The organism is Amycolatopsis sp. CB00013, from assembly GCF_001905755.1.
In the GTDB taxonomy this organism is placed as follows: domain Bacteria; phylum Actinomycetota; class Actinomycetes; order Mycobacteriales; family Pseudonocardiaceae; genus Amycolatopsis; species Amycolatopsis japonica.
In genome coordinates this window covers 95614-115753 of the sequence record NZ_LIWC01000008.1, presented here as the reverse complement: position 1 = coordinate 115753, position 20140 = coordinate 95614, and the positions used below count along the sequence as shown (strand labels likewise).

At 68.4% G+C, this 20140-nt stretch carries 19 protein-coding genes; 8 read left to right on the top strand and 11 right to left on the bottom strand.

What is annotated here, in order from left to right; translation table 11 throughout:
- Positions 1-41 precede the first annotated feature (41 nt).
- The 4 genes from AMK34_RS40170 to AMK34_RS40155 all read right to left on the bottom strand — a co-directional run bounded on the left by AMK34_RS40170 (position 42) and on the right by AMK34_RS40155 (position 3275).
- Positions 42-1577, bottom strand: a complete 1536-nt coding sequence (locus AMK34_RS40170; protein ID WP_073849042.1) for an alkaline phosphatase D family protein — start codon at positions 1575-1577, stop codon at positions 42-44.
- Between the two features lie 83 nt (positions 1578-1660).
- Positions 1661-2623, bottom strand: coding sequence for an NAD(P)-dependent alcohol dehydrogenase (locus AMK34_RS40165; RefSeq protein ID WP_073849041.1), 963 nt, complete (start codon positions 2621-2623; stop codon positions 1661-1663).
- A gap of 14 nt (positions 2624-2637) precedes the next feature.
- Positions 2638-2853, bottom strand: a complete 216-nt coding sequence (locus AMK34_RS40160; protein ID WP_037342341.1) for a helix-turn-helix transcriptional regulator — start codon at positions 2851-2853, stop codon at positions 2638-2640.
- The gene (locus tag AMK34_RS40155) at positions 2847-3275 is read right to left on the bottom strand and encodes a hypothetical protein (RefSeq protein ID WP_073849180.1); all 429 of its coding nucleotides are present in this window, start codon (positions 3273-3275) and stop codon (positions 2847-2849) included. Before AMK34_RS40155 ends, AMK34_RS40160 begins: the two co-directional genes overlap by 7 nt.
- Positions 3276-3383: 108 nt before the next feature.
- Between AMK34_RS40155 and AMK34_RS40150 the strand changes: the two genes are divergently transcribed.
- Positions 3384-4280: an LLM class flavin-dependent oxidoreductase gene (locus AMK34_RS40150; RefSeq protein WP_073849179.1), complete on the top strand. Its 897-nt coding sequence runs from the start codon at positions 3384-3386 to the stop codon at positions 4278-4280.
- Between the two features lie 50 nt (positions 4281-4330).
- Here the strand turns inward: AMK34_RS40150 and AMK34_RS40145 are convergent, their stop codons facing one another.
- Positions 4331-4717 carry a MarR family winged helix-turn-helix transcriptional regulator gene (locus AMK34_RS40145; protein ID WP_073849040.1) on the bottom strand — a complete coding sequence of 129 codons (387 nt, stop codon included), beginning with the start codon at positions 4715-4717 and terminating at the stop codon, positions 4331-4333.
- An 86-nt stretch (positions 4718-4803) separates the two neighbouring features.
- Here AMK34_RS40145 and AMK34_RS40140 point away from each other — a divergent pair, with 86 nt between their 5' ends.
- The gene (locus AMK34_RS40140) at positions 4804-6261 is read left to right on the top strand and encodes an MFS transporter (RefSeq protein ID WP_037342345.1); all 1458 of its coding nucleotides are present in this window, start codon (positions 4804-4806) and stop codon (positions 6259-6261) included.
- Positions 6262-6313: 52 nt separating this feature from the next.
- On the opposite strand, the gene AMK34_RS40135 is transcribed toward AMK34_RS40140, so the two are convergent.
- Complete coding sequence (locus AMK34_RS40135) at positions 6314-7564, bottom strand: cytochrome P450 (RefSeq protein ID WP_073849039.1); 1251 nt, start codon at positions 7562-7564, stop codon at positions 6314-6316.
- 48 nt (positions 7565-7612) lie between these two features.
- Between AMK34_RS40135 and AMK34_RS40130 the strand changes: the two genes are divergently transcribed.
- Positions 7613-8341: an alpha/beta fold hydrolase gene (locus tag AMK34_RS40130; protein WP_038509937.1), complete on the top strand. Its 729-nt coding sequence runs from the start codon at positions 7613-7615 to the stop codon at positions 8339-8341.
- 54 nt (positions 8342-8395) lie between these two features.
- On the opposite strand, the gene pdxR is transcribed toward AMK34_RS40130, so the two are convergent.
- From pdxR to AMK34_RS40115, 3 genes are all read right to left on the bottom strand, one after another.
- The gene (pdxR, locus tag AMK34_RS40125; protein WP_038509940.1) at positions 8396-9832 is read right to left on the bottom strand and encodes a MocR-like pyridoxine biosynthesis transcription factor PdxR; all 1437 of its coding nucleotides are present in this window, start codon (positions 9830-9832) and stop codon (positions 8396-8398) included.
- Between the two features lie 12 nt (positions 9833-9844).
- The gene (gene metH / locus AMK34_RS40120) at positions 9845-13453 is read right to left on the bottom strand and encodes a methionine synthase (RefSeq protein WP_073849038.1); all 3609 of its coding nucleotides are present in this window, start codon (positions 13451-13453) and stop codon (positions 9845-9847) included.
- Positions 13454-13596: 143 nt separating this feature from the next.
- Complete coding sequence (locus tag AMK34_RS40115; protein WP_073849037.1) at positions 13597-14685, bottom strand: acyltransferase family protein; 1089 nt, start codon at positions 14683-14685, stop codon at positions 13597-13599.
- Between the two features lie 562 nt (positions 14686-15247).
- On the opposite strand from AMK34_RS40115, the gene AMK34_RS40110 reads away from it, so the two are divergent.
- Both AMK34_RS40110 and AMK34_RS40105 read left to right on the top strand, forming a co-directional pair.
- Entirely contained in the window at positions 15248-15532 is a 285-nt protein-coding gene (locus AMK34_RS40110; RefSeq protein ID WP_143202767.1) for a hypothetical protein, read from the top strand.
- Complete coding sequence (locus tag AMK34_RS40105; RefSeq protein ID WP_051972397.1) at positions 15529-15822, top strand: hypothetical protein; 294 nt, start codon at positions 15529-15531, stop codon at positions 15820-15822. Before AMK34_RS40110 ends, AMK34_RS40105 begins: the two co-directional genes overlap by 4 nt.
- Positions 15823-15864: 42 nt before the next feature.
- Here AMK34_RS40105 and AMK34_RS40100 read toward each other — a convergent pair whose 3' ends face one another.
- Positions 15865-16539 carry a peptidylprolyl isomerase gene (locus AMK34_RS40100; RefSeq protein ID WP_073849035.1) on the bottom strand — a complete coding sequence of 225 codons (675 nt, stop codon included), beginning with the start codon at positions 16537-16539 and terminating at the stop codon, positions 15865-15867.
- 124 nt (positions 16540-16663) lie between these two features.
- On the opposite strand from AMK34_RS40100, the gene AMK34_RS40095 reads away from it, so the two are divergent.
- A complete protein-coding gene (locus AMK34_RS40095) occupies positions 16664-17266 on the top strand; it encodes a hypothetical protein (RefSeq protein ID WP_073849034.1) in 603 nt (200 codons plus the stop codon).
- A gap of 12 nt (positions 17267-17278) precedes the next feature.
- Here the strand turns inward: AMK34_RS40095 and AMK34_RS40090 are convergent, their stop codons facing one another.
- Complete coding sequence (locus AMK34_RS40090; RefSeq protein WP_037342353.1) at positions 17279-17548, bottom strand: DUF2631 domain-containing protein; 270 nt, start codon at positions 17546-17548, stop codon at positions 17279-17281.
- Positions 17549-17643: 95 nt separating this feature from the next.
- On the opposite strand from AMK34_RS40090, the gene dxr reads away from it, so the two are divergent.
- The gene (gene dxr, locus AMK34_RS40085) at positions 17644-18849 is read left to right on the top strand and encodes a 1-deoxy-D-xylulose-5-phosphate reductoisomerase (protein ID WP_038509954.1); all 1206 of its coding nucleotides are present in this window, start codon (positions 17644-17646) and stop codon (positions 18847-18849) included.
- Between the two features lie 3 nt (positions 18850-18852).
- A complete protein-coding gene (locus AMK34_RS40080) occupies positions 18853-20094 on the top strand; it encodes a M50 family metallopeptidase (RefSeq protein ID WP_073849033.1) in 1242 nt (413 codons plus the stop codon).
- Positions 20095-20140 lie beyond the last annotated feature (46 nt).

Below are 20140 nucleotides of genomic sequence, written 5' to 3'. Positions count from 1 at the left end.
CGTCGCCGCCCCTCTTCTGAGTTCCCGGCTCCCCTTTTGGCCTAGCGCCGCCGGTACTGTGCCGGAGACGTGCTGGTGGACCGGTCCTCATAGGACCCGGCCCGGCCGCGGTCGACGTGGAACGTCGTCAGGGTGCTCACCGGGGAACGCGGGTCGCGCCGGTCGCCGATCACCCGCATGTGCGTGCTCCAGCGGCGCGGGGTGACCTCGTAGACGTCGTAGCCGTACCGGTCGCCCTCGAAGTACTTGAGGTGCGGGTTGGCCGCGCCCATCTTCGGTCCGTTCGTGGCGTTCCACTCGGGGGAGTAGGCGCCGGAGGTGACCGAGTGCGCGGTGAACTCCGTGCCGATCACGGGGGTGGTGGGATCCGCGAAGTCCGGGCGGATGTCGTCGACGAACGCGGAATGCCAGTCGCCGGTGATCACCACGAGGTCTTCGAGGCCGCTCTGTGCCACGTGGGTCAGCACCTCCTTGCGTTCGGCGAGGAAGCCGTCCCACTGGTCCGTGAACATGTAGCCGCCGCCGGGCTTCGCCAGCTGGCTCAGCATGATCGAGTTCACCCAGCAGTGCCAGGCCTCGCCGGCCCCGGTCACCTGGTCCTTGAGCCACGCCTTCTGGTCCGCGCCGAGGATCGTGCCGTCGGGCAGGTTCTGCGCCGAGCGGTACTGTCGCAGGTCCAAAATGGACAGGTCGAGGAGGTCGCCCCAGCGGCGCTGACGGTGGATCCTCGGCGTCGAGGGGTGGTCCGGGCGCACCGGCATATGCTCGAACCAGGCCTGATACGCCGCCGAGCGTCGCGCCCGCAACGACGGGGTGGTGCCGCTGTAGTCGTTGACGACCTCGTGATCGTCCCAGGTGATGAACCAGGGGTGGGCCGCGTGGGCGTCCCGCAACGAGGGGTCGGACTTGTAGAGCGCGTGGCGCCGCCGGTACGCAGGCAGGGTCAGCACCTCGGGACCTTCGTGGTCGCGCAGCGGGTTGCCGCCGACCTGACCGTGCTCGTAGACGTAGTCGCCGAGGTGGACGACGAAGTCCAGCTCCTCCCGCGCGATCCCGGCGTGCGCCGCGTAGAACCCGTCGTGGAACGCCTGGCAGTTCGCCGAGGCGAACCGCACCCGCCGGACCGGCCCGACCGGCGCGGTGCGGGTGCGGCCGATCCGGCTGACCTTGCCGAGCGCATGGAAGCGGTAGTAGTACTGCGAGCCCGGCTCCAGCCCGGACACCGGCACGTGCACGCTGTGTCCGGCCCCGGCGGTTGCGGCCGCCGTCCCACGCGCCACGCGACGGCGGAAGCCGCGGTCGGTGGCCACCTCCCAGCCGACCTCGACGGTGTCGTCGAGCGGCTGCTCGAACTCCATCGGTTTCGGCGCGAGCCTGGTCCAGAGCGCGACGCCGTACGGGACCGGGTCGCCGGACGCGACGCCGAGCGTGAACGGCGCCTCGTCCCAGGTCGCGCCCAGCGCGACGGCGGCCTCCTCGGCCTGCGCGACCGTCATCCGCGAACTCAACGGCCAGGCCAGCCCCAGCGCCCCGGCGGTGGCGGCGCCTCGCAACAGGTCCCGGCGGTTGACGGACATCGGTGGTCTCCTCGGCGCTCGGCGGATCGCTCACCGATACCGAACACCGTCGAGATGGCCGGAGACCGACGCGGGGGAGAACATCAGACGGTGATGACGACCTTGCCGCTCGTATGCCCGTCCCGCACGTAGCGGACGGCTTCGGGCGCCTCGGCCAGCGAATAGGCGCGGTCGATCACCGGCGTGACCTTCCCCGCCTCGATGAGCGCGCGCAGCGTCTGCAGATCGTCCTGGTTCTCCGTGGAAATCAGGCCGCGGAGCTTCTGCTTCACGAACGGCCCGAGCACCAGCGCCCGCAGAGTGCGGCCCACCGCGCCGATCCATTTCCCTTCGGTCTCCCCGCCGACGAGGACGAGAGTGCCGCGCGGGGTAAGGGACTTCCGCAGCGAGGTCAGCGACCGGTTGCCGGCGGTGTCGATGATGAGGTCGTAGCCGCCGCCGAAGTCCTCACGGGTGTAGTCGAAGACCCGGGCCGCGCCGAGCGAACGCACCAGGTCGACCTTGCCCGTGCCGCATACGCCGTCGACCTCGGCGCCGAACGCCTTGGCGATCTGCACCGCGAAGGTGCCCACGCCGCCGCCCGCACCGATGATCAGGACCTTCTGCCTGGGCGCGACCCGGCCCCTGTCCCGGAGCGCCTGGAGCGCGGTGAAGGCCGAGATGGGGACGGCGGCCGCTTCGTCGAAGCCGAGCCGCTCCGGTTTCCGGGCGATACTGTCCACTGTGGTCAATGCGTACTCGGCGAAAGATCCTTGACAGGTACCGAAAACCTCGTCGCCGGGCCGGAATCGTGTCACATTGCCGCCGACGGCGTGCACGACACCGGCGAAGTCCATCCCGCGAACGCGGGCCTTCGGTCTCCGCACCCCGAAACCCATCAGCCGCACCAGATACGGCGAACCCTCCATGAGGTGCCAGACGCCGGGATCGACCCCCGCCGCCCGGACTCGCACGACCACACCGTCGGGTCCTGCTTCGGGTTCGGGCAGGTCGGCGGGCTGCAGGACGTCGGTGGTGCCGTACTCGTTCTGGACGATCGCCTTCATGGCGGCCTCTTTTCCTAGTCTGGGTACTGGAAAACATCGTCGAGCCCGACGCCGAACGCCCGGGCGATCTGGAACGCCATCTCCAGCGACGGCGAGTAGCGGCCTTGCTCGATCGCGATGACCGTCTGGCGCGTCACGCCGATCCGGTTCGCGAGTTCGGCCTGGGTCATCTCGCCCTTGGCGAACCGCAGGGCGCGGATGGAGTTCGTGACCTTGGTCGGTTTCACCACGCCTGGAATCCCTCGCGGTATGCGGCGATCTTCGCGAGCGAGCCGAGCAGGGACGAGCACACGAAGGCGAGGTAGACGGTGTTGGCGATCCAGAAGTGGTCCAGTTCCGCCATCGCCATGACGAGCGCCGCGACACCGCCGATCACGACGAACGACTGTCCTATGTGGTCACTGAACCGGCCGATCTCGCGGTCTCGCTGGTCTTTGCGGTCGTCGTCACGCGGCGCGGCGATCGTCACGGCGATGTTCAGCACGATCGTGGCCGCGATGGCCGCCCCGATCGTCCACAGCAACGTCGCCACGTAGGGGACGTCGACGAGCGGGCCGGAGCCCGCTCGGCTGAGGACGACGATCAGATACGCCACGTAGGCGCACATCGTGACCACCGCGGTGATCCACGCGCGTTTCTCTTCCAGTGCCACGAAATCCAAAGTAAAGAGTTCTGGACATCATGTCAAACATTCTTTACTTCGACACCGAGAACTAGTTCGTGATACAAATAGTGCGTACTACGAACTCAAGGAGTGGTGATGGCACTGTTCGGATTCGGCCTCGAGACCGGCGTCGGCGAAGTGGACGACCTTCTGCGGCACACCGAACAGGCCGACCGCGCGGGACTCGACCTGGTCAGCTTGTCCGATCACCCGTACTTCGCCGACCGGCTGGACGCCTACGCGGCGCTGGGTGTGATCCTCGGCAGGACGTCGCGCGTGACGGCCGCCGTCAACGTCACCAACCTGCCGAGCCGTCCCGCGCCGATGCTGGCGAGGACGATCACGTCGCTTTCGGTGCTCTCGGGCGGTCGCGTCGCGCTCGGGATCGGTGCGGGCGGGCTCTGGCGGGAGATCGCCAAGCTCGGGGTGGAGCACCAGACGCCCGCCGAGGCGGTCCGGGCGATGAGCGAGGCGATCACCCTGGTCAAGGCGCTTTCCGGAGGCGGGGCACCGGTGACGTTCGAGGGGGAGTTCTACTCCGTCGACGGCTTGGTGCCTGCCGCCGCAGCCGCGCCGCCGGTCTGGACGGGCGCGGTCGGGCCCAAATCCCTCGCGGTGACCGGGAAACTGGCCGACGGCTGGATCCCGGGGCACGCCGCGGACTGGCTCAGCCCCCGGTTCGCCGAATCCCGTCCGGTGATCGACCAGGCGGCCGTCGACGCGGGCCGGGACCCCGGCGAGATCGCGACCATCTACAACTTCCCCGGCCGCATAACGGAAAACCCGCTGGCGTCCCCGCGTGACGACGACGGGCGCTGGATCGGTGGTTCACCGGAGCAATGGGCCGGGGAACTGGTCTCGGCGGTGCGCGACCACGGCGCGGCGGGGTTCATCTACTTCCCGGTCGCGGACGGAACCTCCACCGACAGCGCGCTCGGGCGCTGGGGGAACGAAGTCGTCCCCGCGGTTCGCGAGGAGCTGGCGCGGGGCTGACCACGATCGCCTCGTGAGGGACAAGCCAAAGGGGCGGAGGCCCTCCGGCGTCAGGCGTCGATGGTGAGGGTCTCTTCGAGGGTCGCCCGGTGTGTCGGCTTCGCCTCTTCGTAGCGGCGACGGCCCTCGTCGGTCACGACGACGAAGATCCCGCGCCGGTCGGATTCGCAGAGCGCGCGCTGGACGAGGCCCTCACGCTCGAGACGGGCGACGAGCCGTGAGGTGGCGCTCTGGCTCAGGTGCACGACCTCGGTCAGGTCGGCCGCGCGGCACTTGCCGACCACGCAGGTGACCAGCCGTTCGAGGGCTTCGAACTCGGTGACGCCGAGCCCGTGGCGCTCCTGCAGCCGGCACTCGAGCCGACCGAAGACCGCCGCATGCCGGGCGGACAGGTCGTGCCACTCCCGCAGCAGGTCTTCTTCGGCGACGTCGCTCACGCGGCCCAAGATAGCATGCACATGAATTTTATGCAAAGTCATTAAATGCACTTGCATTAGATGCGTGTGCATGTACTGTACGGATCATGAGTTCTTCCGTGCAGCTGTCCACCAGCTCGACAAGGTGGGACGCGCGCCTCTGGGGTGTCCTGCTCACTGTGTCCGTTGTCGTCGGCCTCGACGCGCTCGACGTGTCGATGGTCGCCGTCGCCCTCCCGTCCATCCAGGCCGACATCGGCCTCTCCACCGGCGCCCTGCAGTGGATCATCAGCGCCTACGTGCTCGGCTACGGCGGCCTGCTACTCCTCGGCGGCCGCACCGCCGACCTGCTCGGCAGGCGCCGGGTCTTCCTCGTCGCCGTCGCGGTCTTCGCGCTCGCTTCCCTGCTCGGCGGTCTCGTCGACGACGGCGCGCTGCTGATCGCCACCCGCTTCATCAAGGGTCTGGCCGCCGCGTTCACCGCACCGGCCGCGTTGTCCATCATCACCACGACCTTCCACGAAGGTCCCGCCCGCAACCGGGCGATCAGCATCTTCGCCGTGTTCGGTGCCAGCGGTTACTCCGCGGGCCTCGTCTTCTCCGGTCTGCTCACCGAGGTGGGCTGGCGCTGGACGTTCCTGCTGCCGGTGCCGATCGCGATCGCCGCGCTGGTCGCCGCGATCAAGCTGATCCCGTCCTACGAGCCGCAGACGGGCGGCGGCTACGACTTCCCCGGCGCGATCACCGGTGCCGCCGGTTCGCTCCTGCTGGTCTTCGCCGTGGTCGAAGCGCCGGAGATCGGCTGGGCCGCGCCTCGGACGCTGATCTCGTTCGCCCTCGCGCTCGCCCTGCTCGCCACCTTCGTGTTCATCGAGAAGCGCAGCAAGCACCCGCTGCTCCGGCTCGGCATCCTGCGTTCGGGTCCGCTGGCCCGCGCCAACCTCGGTGGCGCGACGTTCTTCGGCGCCTACATCGGTTTCCAGTTCGTGGTCATGCTGTACCTGCAGAACGTGCTGCACTGGTCCGCGCTGCAGACCGCGCTCGGATTCCTGCCCGCCGCGCTGATCGTGGCCTTCGGTTCGCCTCGGATCGAGCCGCTGATCGACCGGCTCGGCACGCCGCGCACGATCCTCGCCGGTGTCGTCGCCCATGTCATCGGGTACGCGCTGTTCCTGCGGATCGACGAGAGTTCCAGCTACGCCGGCTCGGTGCTGCCGAGCATGATCCTGCTGGGCATCGGCTTCATGCTGGCGTTCTCGTCGCTGAACATCCAGGCGACCAACGGCATCTCCGACGACGAGCAGGGGCTCGCCGGCGGACTGCTGAACACGTCGATCCAGGTCGGCGGCGCGATCGGGCTCGCCGTGGTGACCGCGGTCCTGACCGGCAACTCCGGCGGGGCCACCGGCCCGGCGGCGCTGCTGAACGGTCTGGCGCCCGCGCTGACCGTCGTCACCGGCATCGCCGTGATCAGTGTCCTGGTGGCGCTGTCCGGAGTCGTCGGCCTGCGCAAGGCCGAAGCCCGCTCCGCCATCGCCGAGCCGGAGTACGCCGCGGCCGAATGATCAGGGGGTGAGGTGCCCCTTCCCGCGCTCGGGGGCGGGAAGGGGCCCTTCGCTACCAGCGGATCGGCAAGGATTTCAGCCCGTTCTGGAAGTTCGACCGCAACCGCACCGGTTCACCGGCGAGTTCGGCCTCGCCGAGCAGATCCAGGACCGCTTCGAACATCGCGCGCAGCTGCACCCGCGCCAGCTGGGCGCCGAGGCAGAAATGCGGACCGTGCCCGAAGGTCAGGTGATCGTTGGGAGTGCGGCCGATGTCGAAGCGATCCGGGTCCGCGAAGACGGCCTCGTCGCGATTCGCGGCGGAGAACCAGACGACCACCTTCTCGCCCGCGCGGATGTCCACATCGGACAGAACGACGTCCTCGGTCGCGGTCCGGCGGAAGTGCATGACCGGCGTCCAGAAACGCAACATCTCTTCCACCGCACCGGGAAGCAGCGAACGGTCGGCCAGCAGCCGCCGGTACTGATCCGGATGCGACAGCAACGACAGCATCCCACCGGGGATGCCGTTGCGCAGTGTTTCGTTGCCTGCCACGGAAAACAGCCAGAACAGGTTCTCGAACTCCGCGATGGACACCCGGCCGCCGTCTTCCACGTGCCCCATCAGATTGCTCATCACGTCTTCGCCGGGATGCCGGCGTTTGTACTCGCCGAGCGCGGTGGCGTACGCGTAGAGATCCGGCATCCCGGCCCGCGTGCGCGGATCGGGCATCGCGCCGTCCGGTCCCGGAACCGGCCGCACCGCCAGCGCCGCCCGCGCGAGATCGGTGACGTCGCCCGCGTCGACCGTCGCGCTCACCGCGTAATCGGCGTCCTGGTAGCCGATCACGCGATTGCTCCAGTCGTACATCAGCCGCCGGTCCTGTTCGGGGATCCCGAAGACCTCGGCGAGCGTCAGCAACGGGAGATCGGCGGCGAGGGCGGCGAAGTCGCACTCACCGTCGTCCCGGACCCCGGCGATCAGCTCCCTGGCCCAGCCCTGGATCCGCTCGGTCAGCCTGCCGACCGCGCGCGGCGTGAACGCCTTCGTGAGCAGGCCACGCAGCCGGGCGTGCTCGGGCGGGTCCATGTTGAGCATCATCCGCCGGACGTAACCGAGATCCTGCTCGGTCGCCGGATCCCGGATCTGTGTCCCACCGAGGTGCGACGAGAACTGCTTCGGGTTCTTCAGCACGTGCTTGACGTCCGAATGCCGCAGCACGGCCCAGAAATCGTCCACGCGCACGACCGGCGACTCCCGGCGCAGCGCCGCGAGGTGCTCGTACGGCACGCCCCGCGTGTACACGTCCGGATCGGTGATCACGGCGTCGACACTAGCCCGCGCACCGGGGACTGAGGAAAGATCCGTCCGGTGGACAAGCTGAAGATGCGCACCGCCGGAACCGAAGGCCCCGCCGTGCTCCTGTTGCACGGCCTCGGCGCGACGGGCGCGGTCTGGGACGGCCTGATGCTGCAACCCGGCTACCGCTGGCTGGCGCCCGACCTGCCAGGGCACGGGGCCTCACCGCACTCGGCGCACTACTCGTTCGGCGGGTTGGCCGCGGCGGTCGCCGAAGTGCTCCCGGAACGTGGTCCGCTGCTGGTGATCGGCCACTCCCTGGGCGGAGTGGTCGGGCTCGCGCTGGCCAGCGGGTGGTTCGGGCTCCAGGTCGACGGGTTGCTCGCGGTGGGCGTCAAGGTCGACTGGAGCGAGTCCGACCTCGCGAAGGCCGCCGACATGGCGGCGAAACCGCCCAGGGTGTTCCCGGCCCGCGAGGACGCCGAACGAGCGTTCCTCAAGATCGCCGGCTTGACCGGCCTCGCCGAAGCGGACCCCGACGGCATCGTCGAAACCGAAGGCGGCTGGCGGTTGGCCCTGGATCCCCGCGCGTTCGCCGTCGGCGCTCCCGACATGCCCGGACTGCTCGGCGCGGCGCGCTGCCCGGTCGCCCTCGCCGCCGGCGAGCACGACCCCATGAGCCGGCCCGAACAGCTTCGCGCGCTCAGCGAGGCTTCCGTCGAACTTCCCGGGCTGGGCCACAACGCCCACGTCGAAGACCCGGCCGTGCTCCTGGCCTTCCTCGGGCAATTCGTCCTCTGAATGCGGTAGTTCGCCGTCGAACCACCGCATTCAGAGGACGAAACGCGGGGGTGGCTAGCGTCGAAGGCGGCCGAGGGTCGCGATGCCCTCGGCGATGTCGCTCGCCGGGCTCGCCCCGTAACCGAGGACGAGGCCGGGATTCATCGGCCGCTGACAGTGCCACGACAGCGGCTGCACCTTCACCCCTTGCTCCAGCGCGGAGGCGGCGAAGTCGAGATCGGAGAACTCGCCGTCGAAGGTGATCGTCAGATGCAGCCCGGCGGCTGCGCCGTGCACCACGGCGTCCGGGAGATGCGTCCGGAGCGCGTCGATCATCGCGTCCCGGCGGCGGCGATGCCGCTTGCGCACGAACCGCAGCTGCCGTTCCATCTCGCCGGATTCCATCAGATGCGCCAGCACCAGCTGCGGGAGGACGGCGTTGCCGAGGTCGGCGAACCGTTTGGCCGCGACCACCTCGTCCCGGTATCGCGGCGGCACCAGCATCCAACCGACCCGGAGCGCGGGCGCGAGCCACTTCGACACGCTGCCCGCGTAACAGACCTGCTCGGCGAGCATCGAGCGCAGCGCGGGGACCGGCGGGCGGTCGTAGCGGTGCTCGGCGTCGTAGTCGTCCTCGATGATCAGCCCGCCGTCCGCGGCCCAGCGCATGAGTTCGCGACGGCGCTCCCCGCCGAGCACGACACCGGTCGGGAACTGGTGCGCGGGCGTGAGCAGTACGGCGGGCGCGCCGCTGCGGACGAGCTCGTCGACGTCGATCCCGTCTTCGTCGACCCGGATCGGCGGTGTCGCCAGCCGCCGGTCGTGCAGATGCTGCCGCGCGCCCAGCGAACTCGGATCCTCGATGGCGATCTCGGACATCCCGTTGTCGCGCAGCACCTGAGCCAGCAAGCCGAGACCCTGCGCGACACCGGCGACGATCAGCACGTCGTCGGCGTCGGCGGTGATGCCCCGGGTGCGGGCGATCCAGTGCGCGATGGCCAGCCGCAACGCGGGTGCGCCCCGCGGGTCGCCGTAGCCGAAGGCCGCCGCCGAGAGGTCGTTGAGCACGGTGCGTTCCGCGCGTAACCAGGCGGTTCGCGGGAACGCCGTCAGATCCGGCACGCCGGGGGACAGGTCGATCCGCGCCGGGGTCGACCGCAGCGAGTCGAAGACGCCGATCCCGGGAGCGGGCTGGAAGATCGTGCCCGCGGCCGGGGGACCGGGTGCCGTCTGCTCTTTCGTCCTCGCCGGTGCCGCGACGACCACTGTGCCCGCGCGGCCGCGTCCGGCGACGTGGCCGTCTTCGACCAGCCGTTGGTAGGCCTCGGTGACCACGCCGCGGGAGACCCGCAGGTCCGCGGCCAGCGCCCTGGTCGCGGGCAGCCTGCTGCCGACCGGCAGGCGGCCGTCGGAGATGGCGTGCCGCAACCGCGACGCCAGCCAGTCCGAACGGCGCCCCGGCGGTGCGTCCCCGATGTCCAGCTGCAGGAAGTCCGAGCCCTCGGCAGTCACGCGGTCATTGTGTCATTCGGGATCGTAGGCGAGGTTCGGGCGGAGCCATTGTTCCACAGTGGACAGTTCGAGGCCGCGGCGGACCGCGTAGTCCTCGACCTGGTCCTTGCCCAGCCGCCCGACGGTGAAGTACCGCGAAGCGGGGTGGGCGAAGATCAGCCCGCTGACGCTCGCCGCCGGCGTCATCGCGAACGACTCCGTCAAGGCCATGCCGAAACTGCCCGCGTCGAGCAGGTCGAACAGCTCCTGCTTCTCGCTGTGGTCCGGGCTCGCCGGGTAGCCCAGCGCCGGGCGGATGCCGCGGAACTTCTCGGCGTGCAGGTCTTCCAGCTTCGGATCGGCGTCCGGTTCGAACCAGTCCCGCCGCGCCTGGAGGTGCAGGTGCTCGGCGAACGCCTCGGCGAGCCGGTCCGCGAGCGCCTTCACCATGATGGCGCGATAGTCGTCCTGCTTCGCCTCGAACTCGGCCGCGAACTCCTCGGCGCCGAGGATGGTGACCGCGAACCCGCCGAGGTGATCGCCCGCGCCCGCCGGGGCGATGTAGTCGGACAGGCAGCGGTTCGGCCGCTCCAGCGGTTTCTTGGTCTGCTGGCGCAGCATCGGGAACTTGAGGCCCGACTCGAGGATGATGTCGTCGCCCTCGGAGTGCGCCGGCCAGAACGCGTACGCGCCCTTGGCCTGGAACCGCTCCTCCGCGATGATCTGGTCCAGCAGGGTGTTCGCGTCGTCGAACAGCTCGCGCGCCACCGGGTTGTCCAGGATCGCCGGGTACTTGCCCTTCAGCTCCCAGGCCAGGAACAGGAAGGTCCAGTCGATCATCTCGCGCAGCTCGGTGAGCGACGGCGAGACGTACCGGACGCCGGTGAACGCGGGCGTCGGGATGTCGTCGAAGGAGACCTTCTCCGGGTTGGCCCTGGCCTGCTCGACCGTCAGCAACGGCGTGCGCTGCTTGTTCGCGTGCTGCACGCGCAGCTCTTCCTGATCCTCGCGGTTCTTCTTGTCGAGGATTTCGGCGCGATCCGCGTCGAGAAGGTCGCCGACGACGCCGACGACGCGGGAGGCGTCGAGGACGTGCACGGTCGTGTGTTCGTACGCCGGCGCGATGCGGACCGCAGTGTGCTGGCGCGACGTGGTCGCACCGCCGATCAGCAACGGCAGTTTCAGCCCGCGCCGCTCCATTTCGGCGGCGACGTTGACCATTTCGTCCAGCGACGGCGTGATCAGGCCGGAAAGCCCGATGGCGTCGGCGCCCTCGGAGACGGCCGTGTCGAGGATGACCGAAGCCGGGACCATCACACCGAGGTCGATCACCTCGTAGTTGTTGCAGCCGAGGACGACGCCGACGATGTTCTTGCCGATGTCGTGCACGTCGCCCTTGACCGTCGCCAGGACGACCTTTCCGTTGCCCTGGCGGGTTTCGACGCGGCCTTCGAGGCGAGCCTTCTCCTTCTCGGCCTCCATGAACGGTTCGAGGTAGGCCACCGACCGCTTCATCACGCGCGCGCTCTTGACCACCTGCGGCAGGAACATCTTCCCGGATCCGAACAGGTCGCCGACGATCTTCATGCCGTCCATCAGAGGGCCTTCGATGACCTCGAGCGGCCTCGGCAGCTTCTGCCGCGCTTCCTCGGTGTCCTCTTCGATGTAGTCGACGATGCCGTGCACCAGCGCGTGGCTGAGGCGCGCCTCGACCGTGTTCTCACGCCAGGAGAGGTCGACCGTACGCTTGGTTCCCTTGCCGTTGACCGTTTCCGCGAACGTGACCAGCCTGTCGGTGGCGTCCTCGCGGCGGTCTAAGAGCACGTCCTCGACCAGTTCCAGCAGATCCTTGGGGATGTCCTCGTAGACCGCGAGCTGCCCGGCGTTGACGATGCCCATGTCCAGCCCCGCGCGCACGGCGTGCAGCAGGAAGGCCGAGTGCATCGCCTCGCGCACGACGTTGTTGCCGCGGAAGGAGAACGAGAGGTTCGAGATACCGCCGCTGATGTGCACGCCGGGACAGCGTTCCTTGATCCGCGGCAGCGCGTCGATGAACGCCTTGGCGTATCCGTTGTGCTCGGAGATACCGGTGGCGACCGCGAGCACGTTCGGGTCGAAGATGATGTCCTCGGCGACGAAACCGGCCTGCTGGGTGAGCAGGTCGAAGGCGCGGGCGCAGATCTCGACCTTGCGGTCGGCGGTGTCGGCCTGGCCCTGCTCGTCGAAGGCCATCACGACCACGCCGGCGCCGTAGTCACGGATGCGGCGGGCCTGCTGGAGGAACTGCTCCTCGCCCTCCTTGAGGCTGATGGAGTTGACGACTCCCTTGCCCTGCACGCATTTCAGCCCGGCTTCGAGGACCGTCCAGCGCGAGCTGTCGATCATGATCGGCAGCCGGGCGACCTCGGGTTCGGTGGCGATGAGGTTCAGGAACGTGGTCATCGCCTTTTCGCTGTCGAGCAGGTCGGCGTCCATGTTGACGTCCAGCAGGTTCGCCCCGCCGCGGACCTGCTCCAGCGCGACGTCGACGGCGGCCTGGTGGTCGTCGGCCTCGATCAGCTTGCGGAACTTGGCGGATCCGGTGACGTTGGTCCGCTCGCCGATCATGACGAACCCGGTGTCCTTGCCGATCTCGAACGGCTCGAGCCCGCTGAACCGGGTGTGCGCCTTCGGATCCGGGACGGTCCGCGGCGTCATCCCCCGGACGGCGTCGGCGATCTCCTTGATGTGCGCGGGGGTCGTGCCGCAGCAGCCGCCGACGACGTTGACCATCCCGGCCGTGGCGAAGTCGCCGAGCAGCCCGCCGGTCTCCTCGGGTGTCTGGTCGTACCCGCCGAACGCGTTCGGCAGGCCGGCGTTGGGGTGACAGGCCGTGTACGTGCCCGCGAGGCGGGACAGTTCGGCGATGTGCGGGCGCATCTCCTCGGCGCCCAGCGAACAGTTGACGCCGACGAGCAGCGGATCCGCGTGCTCGATGGAGCTCCAGAAGGCCTCGACCGTCTGCCCGGACAGCGTCCGGCCGCTCAGGTCGACGATCGTCACCGAGATCCACAGCGGTAGATGCGGTGCGACGTCACGGGCCGCGGCGATCGCGGCCTTGCAGTTGAGGGTGTCGAAGATCGTCTCGATGAGCAGCAGGTCGACGCCGCCCTCGGCGAGCGCCTTGATCTGGTCGGCGTACGCGGCGTACACCTCGTCGAAGGTCACCGCGCGGAAGGCCGGGTCCTCGACCTTGGGGGACAGCGACAACGTGACGTTCAGCGGTCCGACCGACCCGGCGACGAACTTCCCGCCAGCCGCGTCCGCCGCTTCGCGCGCGATCTGGGCGCCGCGGAGGTTCATCTCGTACGCGAGATGCTCGAGCCCGTAATCCGCCTGGCCGATGGTGGTGGCGGTGAACGTGTTCGTCGTCGTGATGTCCGCGCCGGCGTCCAGATACTGGCGGTGGATGTCGAGGACGATGTCCGGCCGGGTGATGTTCAGCAGGTCGGGGTCGCCGGTGATGTCACGAGGGTGATCCTGGAACCGCTCGGTGCGGTAGTCCTCGGGCTTGAGGCCGGCGTTCTGGAGCATCGACCCCCACGCGCCGTCGAGCACCACGATGCGCTCGTTCAGCAGCTTTCGCAGGGCGGTCGTTTCCATCCAGCGCTCCTCCCATGTCGTGGGAGGCGCCCTTGCGGTGAAGTCCGGGGCCGAGCGTGGCGGACCCCGCGGTCCGTTGCAGCGCCTCTCGACCTTGGCGACCAGAGTACCGGACCCGCACAAGGGCGCTTCGCCTGAATTGCTCAGCCGCTGGCCAGGGCGGGTTCGGCTTCCCGGATCGTGGGACGGGGCGGCGCGGGCCTGCGCCGGGCGACCAGTTTGCGGCCGACGTCGATCATCGGCACCTCGACCCAGCGGTAAAGGACGTCGGAGATGACGAGGGCGACGACGGTCACGGCGAGCGCGGTCAGGGTCCGGTGGGTGCCCAGCTGGGGAATCGACAGCGCGACCACGGTCGCCGCCACCCCTTGCAGGAGGTAGACGGAGTACGACCGCTCGCCGATGAACCGCATCGGAGGGGTGGAGAAGAGCCAGGCGATCGGGCCGCGCGGGATCAGCGACGTGACGAACAGCGCGACCAACACCGCGTACGTGGTGCCACCGATCGTGCCGCCGTCTTGGAAGAAGGCTTCGATGTCGGTGATGTGGATCTGGAGGACGACGAGCGTCGCGAGCAGGACGAAGCAGGCGATGGGATGGGTGAAGACGCGGAGGACCGCGAAGCCCTTGCGGTAGTGGAGGCCGATGGCGAGCGCGCAACCGATGATGATCGGCGAGTAAGCGCCGGCGTAGGGCATCACCGGGATCAGGGCGATCATGAGCGCGACCAGGCCGATTGCCAGGCCCAGCCGCTTCGGGAAGCTCAGCGCCGCGATGCCGAAGGCGAGGAACGGCCAGACGAGGTAGAACTTCTGCTCGACACCCAGCGTCCACGACTGACCGAAAGGTGCGTTGTGGGCGAATTCGTTGGTGAACGTCAGGAAGTACGGCATCGCTCCCGAAAGACCGCTGGACGTGTACTGACCGCGCAGATAGGTGAACACCACGATGATGCCCAGAACCGCGAAATACACGGGAAGAATGCGAAACGCGCGACGGATATAGAAGTTCGCGAGCGAGATCCTGCCGTTTCGGTCTTCTTCACGCAGTGCGAGCGTGGTGATCAAGAAACCGGAAAGAACGAAGAAGAGATGGACGCCGATCCAGCCGTTGGCCATGGCCCACGACGGTCCTCCGTAGTGGAACACCACCACGAGGAGCGCGGCGATCGCGCGCAGCCCGTCGAGGGCCGGGAATCTCTTCGTGGACAGGTACTGCTCGTGCGTCATCATGCTTGCCCCCAGGAACGTCACCGGTAGTCGGGCCCGATGCGGATGCGTCACTCTAAAGGGTGAAATGCTGGTTCCTGCGAGGGGGCTGTGTGTTTTCTGTGCGTAGTAAAGACTGCTACAGCGTGTTTCGTTATTTGGCAACGGTCGACCATCATCAATGGTGACCTCTTTTCTTGAAAGCGGATCACCGCCTTAATGATCAAGTGTCGTTGCCGGATATTGGCAACGATGGTTTCGTGCATCCGGCGAGACATGTGGTCGCGGGACTGCTCGGTGCTCTGCCCACGCGACTCGCCGGGGTCGTCGAAGGGCGGATTGTCGTTTTCGGATCGGATAGAGGAGGGTCGATGTTCGCCTTGCGCGCGGTCTGTGGACCTGTCCACCGATTGCGGGGCGGACCTTTCCTCGACGGGGCCTACGAAGTCGATCAACAGGGACGACTTCGACTCGTTCGCCTGTGACGTCGGAGAAAGGTAGTGATGCGTTCGATCGAGCTGCGCTCGGCCGACAACCACTCCGTATGGTGGTTCCACGGCAGCAGCACCCGAAAGTACGGATGGTCATGGCAGCAGTGATCAGGCTCGGTGTCGAAAGTATCGAGCAAGGGCCTCGGGGGAAGACCGTATGCGTTGTCCGGTGTCTCGGTGAGCAGGTCTCGGTCGGCGACTTTCTCTCCACCGCGGTCTTCGAGGATGGCACGTCGACGAAGGTCGATCTGCGCATCGTCATGATCCTGCGTTACGAACGGCCGGTCGGGCTGCTGGACTCGCCGCACAGCGCGAAGATCGAACTGGCGGGCGTGGATGGGCTCGAAGGAGCCCGGGAACTCCGAGGCTGTCCGCAGTGAAACGGAATTCCCGGCGAACCAGCTGGATTTCGACGCTGATTTCCGTCATTGACGGAGGTTCGGACCGGATCGATCACCATCCGTGTCCGCGTTGCGAGAAGAACCGGTTGGAAGTCAGGTATCTCGGCTATCCGGAGAGTCGTCTCGCCACGGTCCATCTCTGGTGCAATGCGTGTCTGCACGGCATTCAGATCTCGCGTGCCCGCGCTCCGGAAGGGATGACGCTGTACCCGATCAAGGATCCGGCGTCGGCCGACGGAATTCCCGACTTCGTCCGGCATCAGCCCTGAGCGTGCTCGCCGAATTCTGCGAGGTGAGATCCCTACCCTTGATCAGAAACCGACGGTCGCCTTCTGGATCTTCACCGGCTTCGCGGGCAGTCCATCGGCAGGACCGTTCGGATCAGTCGGGATGATCCCGTTCGCCACGATCCGGTCCAGCACCTCCATGCCCCGCACGACCTTGCCCATCACCGAGTAGTTCTTCGGGATGTTCGCGAACGAGTGCACGATGAAGAACTCGCTGCCGTTGGTGCCGGGGCCCTGGTTGCCCATGGCGATGGTGCCGCGTTCGTAGGTCTCGGTGCCGTCGACCTCGTCGGGGAACTTGTAGCCCGGCCCGCCCTTTTCGGCTTCGTAGATGTCGCCGCACTGCAGGACGCCGAGGCGCGAGGAGTTCGTCAGGCGCCAGCACTGGCTGCGGTCGTAGAAGCGCTGCAGGGCCAGGCTCGCCAGATTGTGGACGGCGCACGGGGCGGCGCCGGCGCGGTTCAGGCGCACGGTCACCGGGCCGTAGTTGAAGCGGAAGGTGACGTCGACGGTGCCGCGGGTCAGGGCGAAGGGGAGCGGCCGCAGGACCGGGCGGGCCGCGGGGTTTTCCGGCGTCGGCGTGAACTCGCAGCGCACGATCGGCAGGGACGCCGAGGCGGGCGCGGCGGTGGCGACGCCGGGCAGGAACACGGCGGCGAGAGCGGAAACGACAGCGGTGACACCCCAGCGCAGCTTCATGAGGGGGAACCTAACCCAAAAGGATGGTCGTCGGGTAGCCGTTCACGCGGGGGTGCCGTCCGGGTGGTCGTGAGTGGCGATTCGGGTTAGAACACGAATCGCCACTCACGACCAACGGAGCCGCATGTTCACCGCCGCGTACCTCGCCCTTTCCCTCGTCCTGCTCCCGCCCACCGAGATCCGGCCCGACCAGGTCGAACACATCGCCCTGCCGTGCGCCCAGGCGGGCACGTCCGCCGACGACACCGACTCCGCCCAAAGCCTCAACCAGCAGCTCGCCACCAAGATGCGCGGCTACATGAACCCGTACAACACCTCGTGCGCCAGAGTGATCGTCGAGACCGTGCAGAGATCGGGGCTCAACGATCGCGCCGCGGCCATCGCGATCGCCACGGTGATCGTCGAGTCGAGTATCGCCAACCTCGACGGCGGCCTCGGTGACTCGGTCGGGCTCTTCCAGCAGCGCGCGAGCTGGGGATCCTTCGAACAGCGGACCGACCCGGTGTGGGCGACCGGCCGGTTCCTCGCCGTGATGCGGCAGTTCTTCCCGAACGACTCGTGGAACAACGTCGCCATCGGGGACGTCGCCGCGGCGGTCCAGCGGCCGGCGGCGAAGTACCGGCATCGCTACGGGGTCGAGGCGGCCGACGCGGTCAAGATTGTCAACGAGCTGTGGGCCCAGAACGGCGAATGGCCCCGGCCCACGAAGGTGGACAGGGGCCATTGAGCCGTGAAGGAGCTACTTGCGCCAGGCCGTGCGCTGCTTGCGGATGTCGAGCACCAGCCCGAACATCATCAGCAGCGACAGGCCGATCAGCCACAGGTTCTCGGTCCAGCCGTGGTGGTTGCCGTACAGCATCACCAGCAGGATGATCGCGCTCAGCCAGCCCGCGATCCGCGTCGCCTTCGGGAAGGAACCGTGCCAGCCCCACTCGGCCGACGGCTCGTCGCGCGGGTCGACGGTGTCGACGCCCACCCGGCCGCGCTTTTCGACCGCTTTGCTCGCCACGATCAACTCCTCAAAACCCGATGGTTCGCTTGCCCGCGAATGATCCCACACCTGGCTGCACGCGCCCGACGGGCCCCAAGCGACAATGAGCCCCGATGACTACCTCGCGAAGTGTGCTCGTGCTCGGTTCGACCGGATCGGTCGGCGCCCAGGCCCTCGACGTCGCGGCCCGCAACCCGGAGCTGTTCCGGGTCGCCGGGATCGCCGCGGGCGGCTCCGACCCCGCCGCGCTGGCCGCCCAGGCCCTGGCGCACCAGGTCGACGCCGTCGCCATCAGCAGGCCGACGGCCGTCGAAGACCTGCAGCTCGCGCTGTACGCCGAGGCGCAGAAGCGCGGCTACTCCAGCGGCGACTTCAAACTCCCGCGCATCTTCGCCGGGGCCGACGCGGTCGTCGAGATGATCGACGCCACCCCCGTAGACGTCGTGCTCAACGCGCTCCCCGGTTCCCAGGGCCTCCCGCCGACCCTGCGCGCGCTCGCCACCGGCGCCACGCTCGCGCTGGCCAACAAGGAGTCGCTGATCGCGGGCGGGCCGCTCGTGCTGGCCGCGGCCAAGCCCGGCCAGCTCGTCCCGGTGGATTCCGAGCACTCCGCGATCGCGCAGGCCCTGCGCGCCGGTCGCGAGTCCGAGGTCGCCCGGCTGGTGCTCACCGCCTCGGGCGGTCCGTTCCGCGGGCGCAAGCGCGAGGAGCTGGCCGACGTCACGGTCGAGCAGGCGATGGCGCATCCGACCTGGTCGATGGGCCCGCTCATCACGATCAACTCGTCCACTTTGGTCAACAAGGGCCTGGAGCTGATCGAGGCGAAGCTCTTGTTCGACATCGAGACCGACCGCATCGACGTGGTCGTCCACCCGCAGTCGATCATCCACTCGATGGTGACCTTCGTGGACGGTTCGACGATCGCCCAGGCCAGCCCGCCCGACATGCGGCTGCCGATCGCGCTGGCGCTGCACTGGCCGGATCGCGTGCCCGGCGCCGCGGCCGCGTGCGTCTGGGACAAGCCCGCGAGCTGGACCTTCGAGCCCCTGGACAACGAGGCTTTTCCCGCTGTCGAGCTGGCGAGGCACGCCGGAACCGTCGGCGGCTGCGTCCCGGCGGTGTACAACGCGGCGAACGAGGAGCTGGTGGCCGCTTTCCTGGCACAGAACACCGGCTTCACCTCGATTGTGGACACTATTGCCCAGGTGGTGGAAGCCGCCGACGAATGGCGTCGCGAACCTCGCGACGTGGATGACGTACTAGCTGCCGAGCGCTGGGCTCGCGCGCGTGCCGGTGCGCTGATCGGTAAGGGGAAGTAGCGCGTGGTCTTCATTCTCGGGATCGTGCTGTTCGCGCTGGGCATCTGCCTGTCCGTCGCACTGCACGAGGCCGGTCACATGTGGGCGGCCAAAGCCTTCGGCATGAAGGTCCGGCGCTACTTCGTCGGCTTCGGGCCGACGGTCTTCTCCTTCCGCCGCGGTGAGACCGAGTACGGCCTCAAGTGGATCCCGCTCGGCGGGTTCTGCGACATCGCGGGCATGACCGCGCTCGACGAGGTCACCCCGGATGAGTCGAAGCGCGCGATGTGGCGCTTCAAGACCTGGAAGCGCACCGTCGTCATGTCGGCGGGCTCGGCGATGCACTTCATCCTCGGTTTCGTCATCCTCTACCTGATGGCCGTCACCATGGGCCTGCCGAACCCGGCCGCGCAGGCCGCTCCCACCGAAGCCGTGATCAGCGCCACGTCCTGCGCCCGCACGGCCACCACGGTGGAGCAGTTGAACGACACCACCTGCCCGCCCAACGCCCCGACCCCCGCGAAGACCGCCGGTCTCCAGGCGGGCGACAAGGTCGTCTCCGTCGCGGGCAAGCCGATCAAGACCTGGCGCGAGATGCTCGCGGCCGTCCAGGTCGCCAGCGGCCCGACGCCGTTCGTGGTCGAGCGGAACGGACAGCGGCTGAACCTGACCGTCGACGTGCCGCGCGTGCAGCGGCTGGTCGCCGACGGTTCCAACAACACCACGGTCAAGGACGTCGGCATGATCGGCGCCTCGCCGATCCAGAACACCGCGCCGCCGCTGCTCACCTACGGCCCGGTCGACGCCATCGGCGGGACGCTCAGCTTCACCGGCACGATGTTCTCCGAGACCGCCAAGCGGCTGATCGAGTTCCCGTCGCGGATCCCCGCGGTGGTGGATTCCATCTTCGGCGGCGAGCGCGACCCGAACACCCCGGTCAGCGTCGTCGGCGCCAGCCGGATCGGTGGCGAGGCGGCCGAGCGTGGCCTGTGGGAGATCTTCGTGCTCCTGCTGGCGAGCCTGAACTTCTTCATCGGCGTGTTCAACCTGCTGCCGCTGCTCCCGCTCGACGGCGGGCATATCGCGGTCGTCTGGTACGAGCGGGTCCGCGACTGGATCCGGAAACTGCGCGGCAAGGCGGCGGGCGGACCGGTCGACTACACGAAGCTGTCCGCGGTCACGATGGTGCTCGTCTTCATCGGCGGCGCGGTGACTCTGCTCACCGTCACCGCCGACATCGTGAACCCGGTCAAGCTGTTTCAGTGACGCGGGAGGACGGCGACGGAGCGCGCTGTCAGCATCATTGGGCTGC

Excerpts from the sequence above, each read along its gene's own strand:
- AMK34_RS40100 (WP_073849035.1), bottom strand. The coding sequence starts at position 16,539 with ATGAAGCTGCGCTGGGGTGTCACCGCTGTCGTTTCCGCTCTCGCCGCC.
- dxr (WP_038509954.1), top strand. The coding sequence starts at position 17,644 with ATGACTACCTCGCGAAGTGTGCTCGTGCTCGGTTCGACCGGATCGGTC.
- metH (WP_073849038.1), bottom strand. The coding sequence starts at position 13,453 with ATGGAAACGACCGCCCTGCGAAAGCTGCTGAACGAGCGCATCGTGGTG.
- AMK34_RS40110 (WP_143202767.1), top strand. The coding sequence starts at position 15,248 with ATGGCAGCAGTGATCAGGCTCGGTGTCGAAAGTATCGAGCAAGGGCCT.
- AMK34_RS40095 (WP_073849034.1), top strand. The coding sequence starts at position 16,664 with ATGTTCACCGCCGCGTACCTCGCCCTTTCCCTCGTCCTGCTCCCGCCC.
- AMK34_RS40170 (WP_073849042.1), bottom strand. The coding sequence starts at position 1,577 with ATGTCCGTCAACCGCCGGGACCTGTTGCGAGGCGCCGCCACCGCCGGG.
- AMK34_RS40140 (WP_037342345.1), top strand. The coding sequence starts at position 4,804 with ATGAGTTCTTCCGTGCAGCTGTCCACCAGCTCGACAAGGTGGGACGCG.
- AMK34_RS40150 (WP_073849179.1), top strand. The coding sequence starts at position 3,384 with ATGGCACTGTTCGGATTCGGCCTCGAGACCGGCGTCGGCGAAGTGGAC.
- AMK34_RS40165 (WP_073849041.1), bottom strand. The coding sequence starts at position 2,623 with ATGAAGGCGATCGTCCAGAACGAGTACGGCACCACCGACGTCCTGCAG.
- AMK34_RS40115 (WP_073849037.1), bottom strand. The coding sequence starts at position 14,685 with ATGATGACGCACGAGCAGTACCTGTCCACGAAGAGATTCCCGGCCCTC.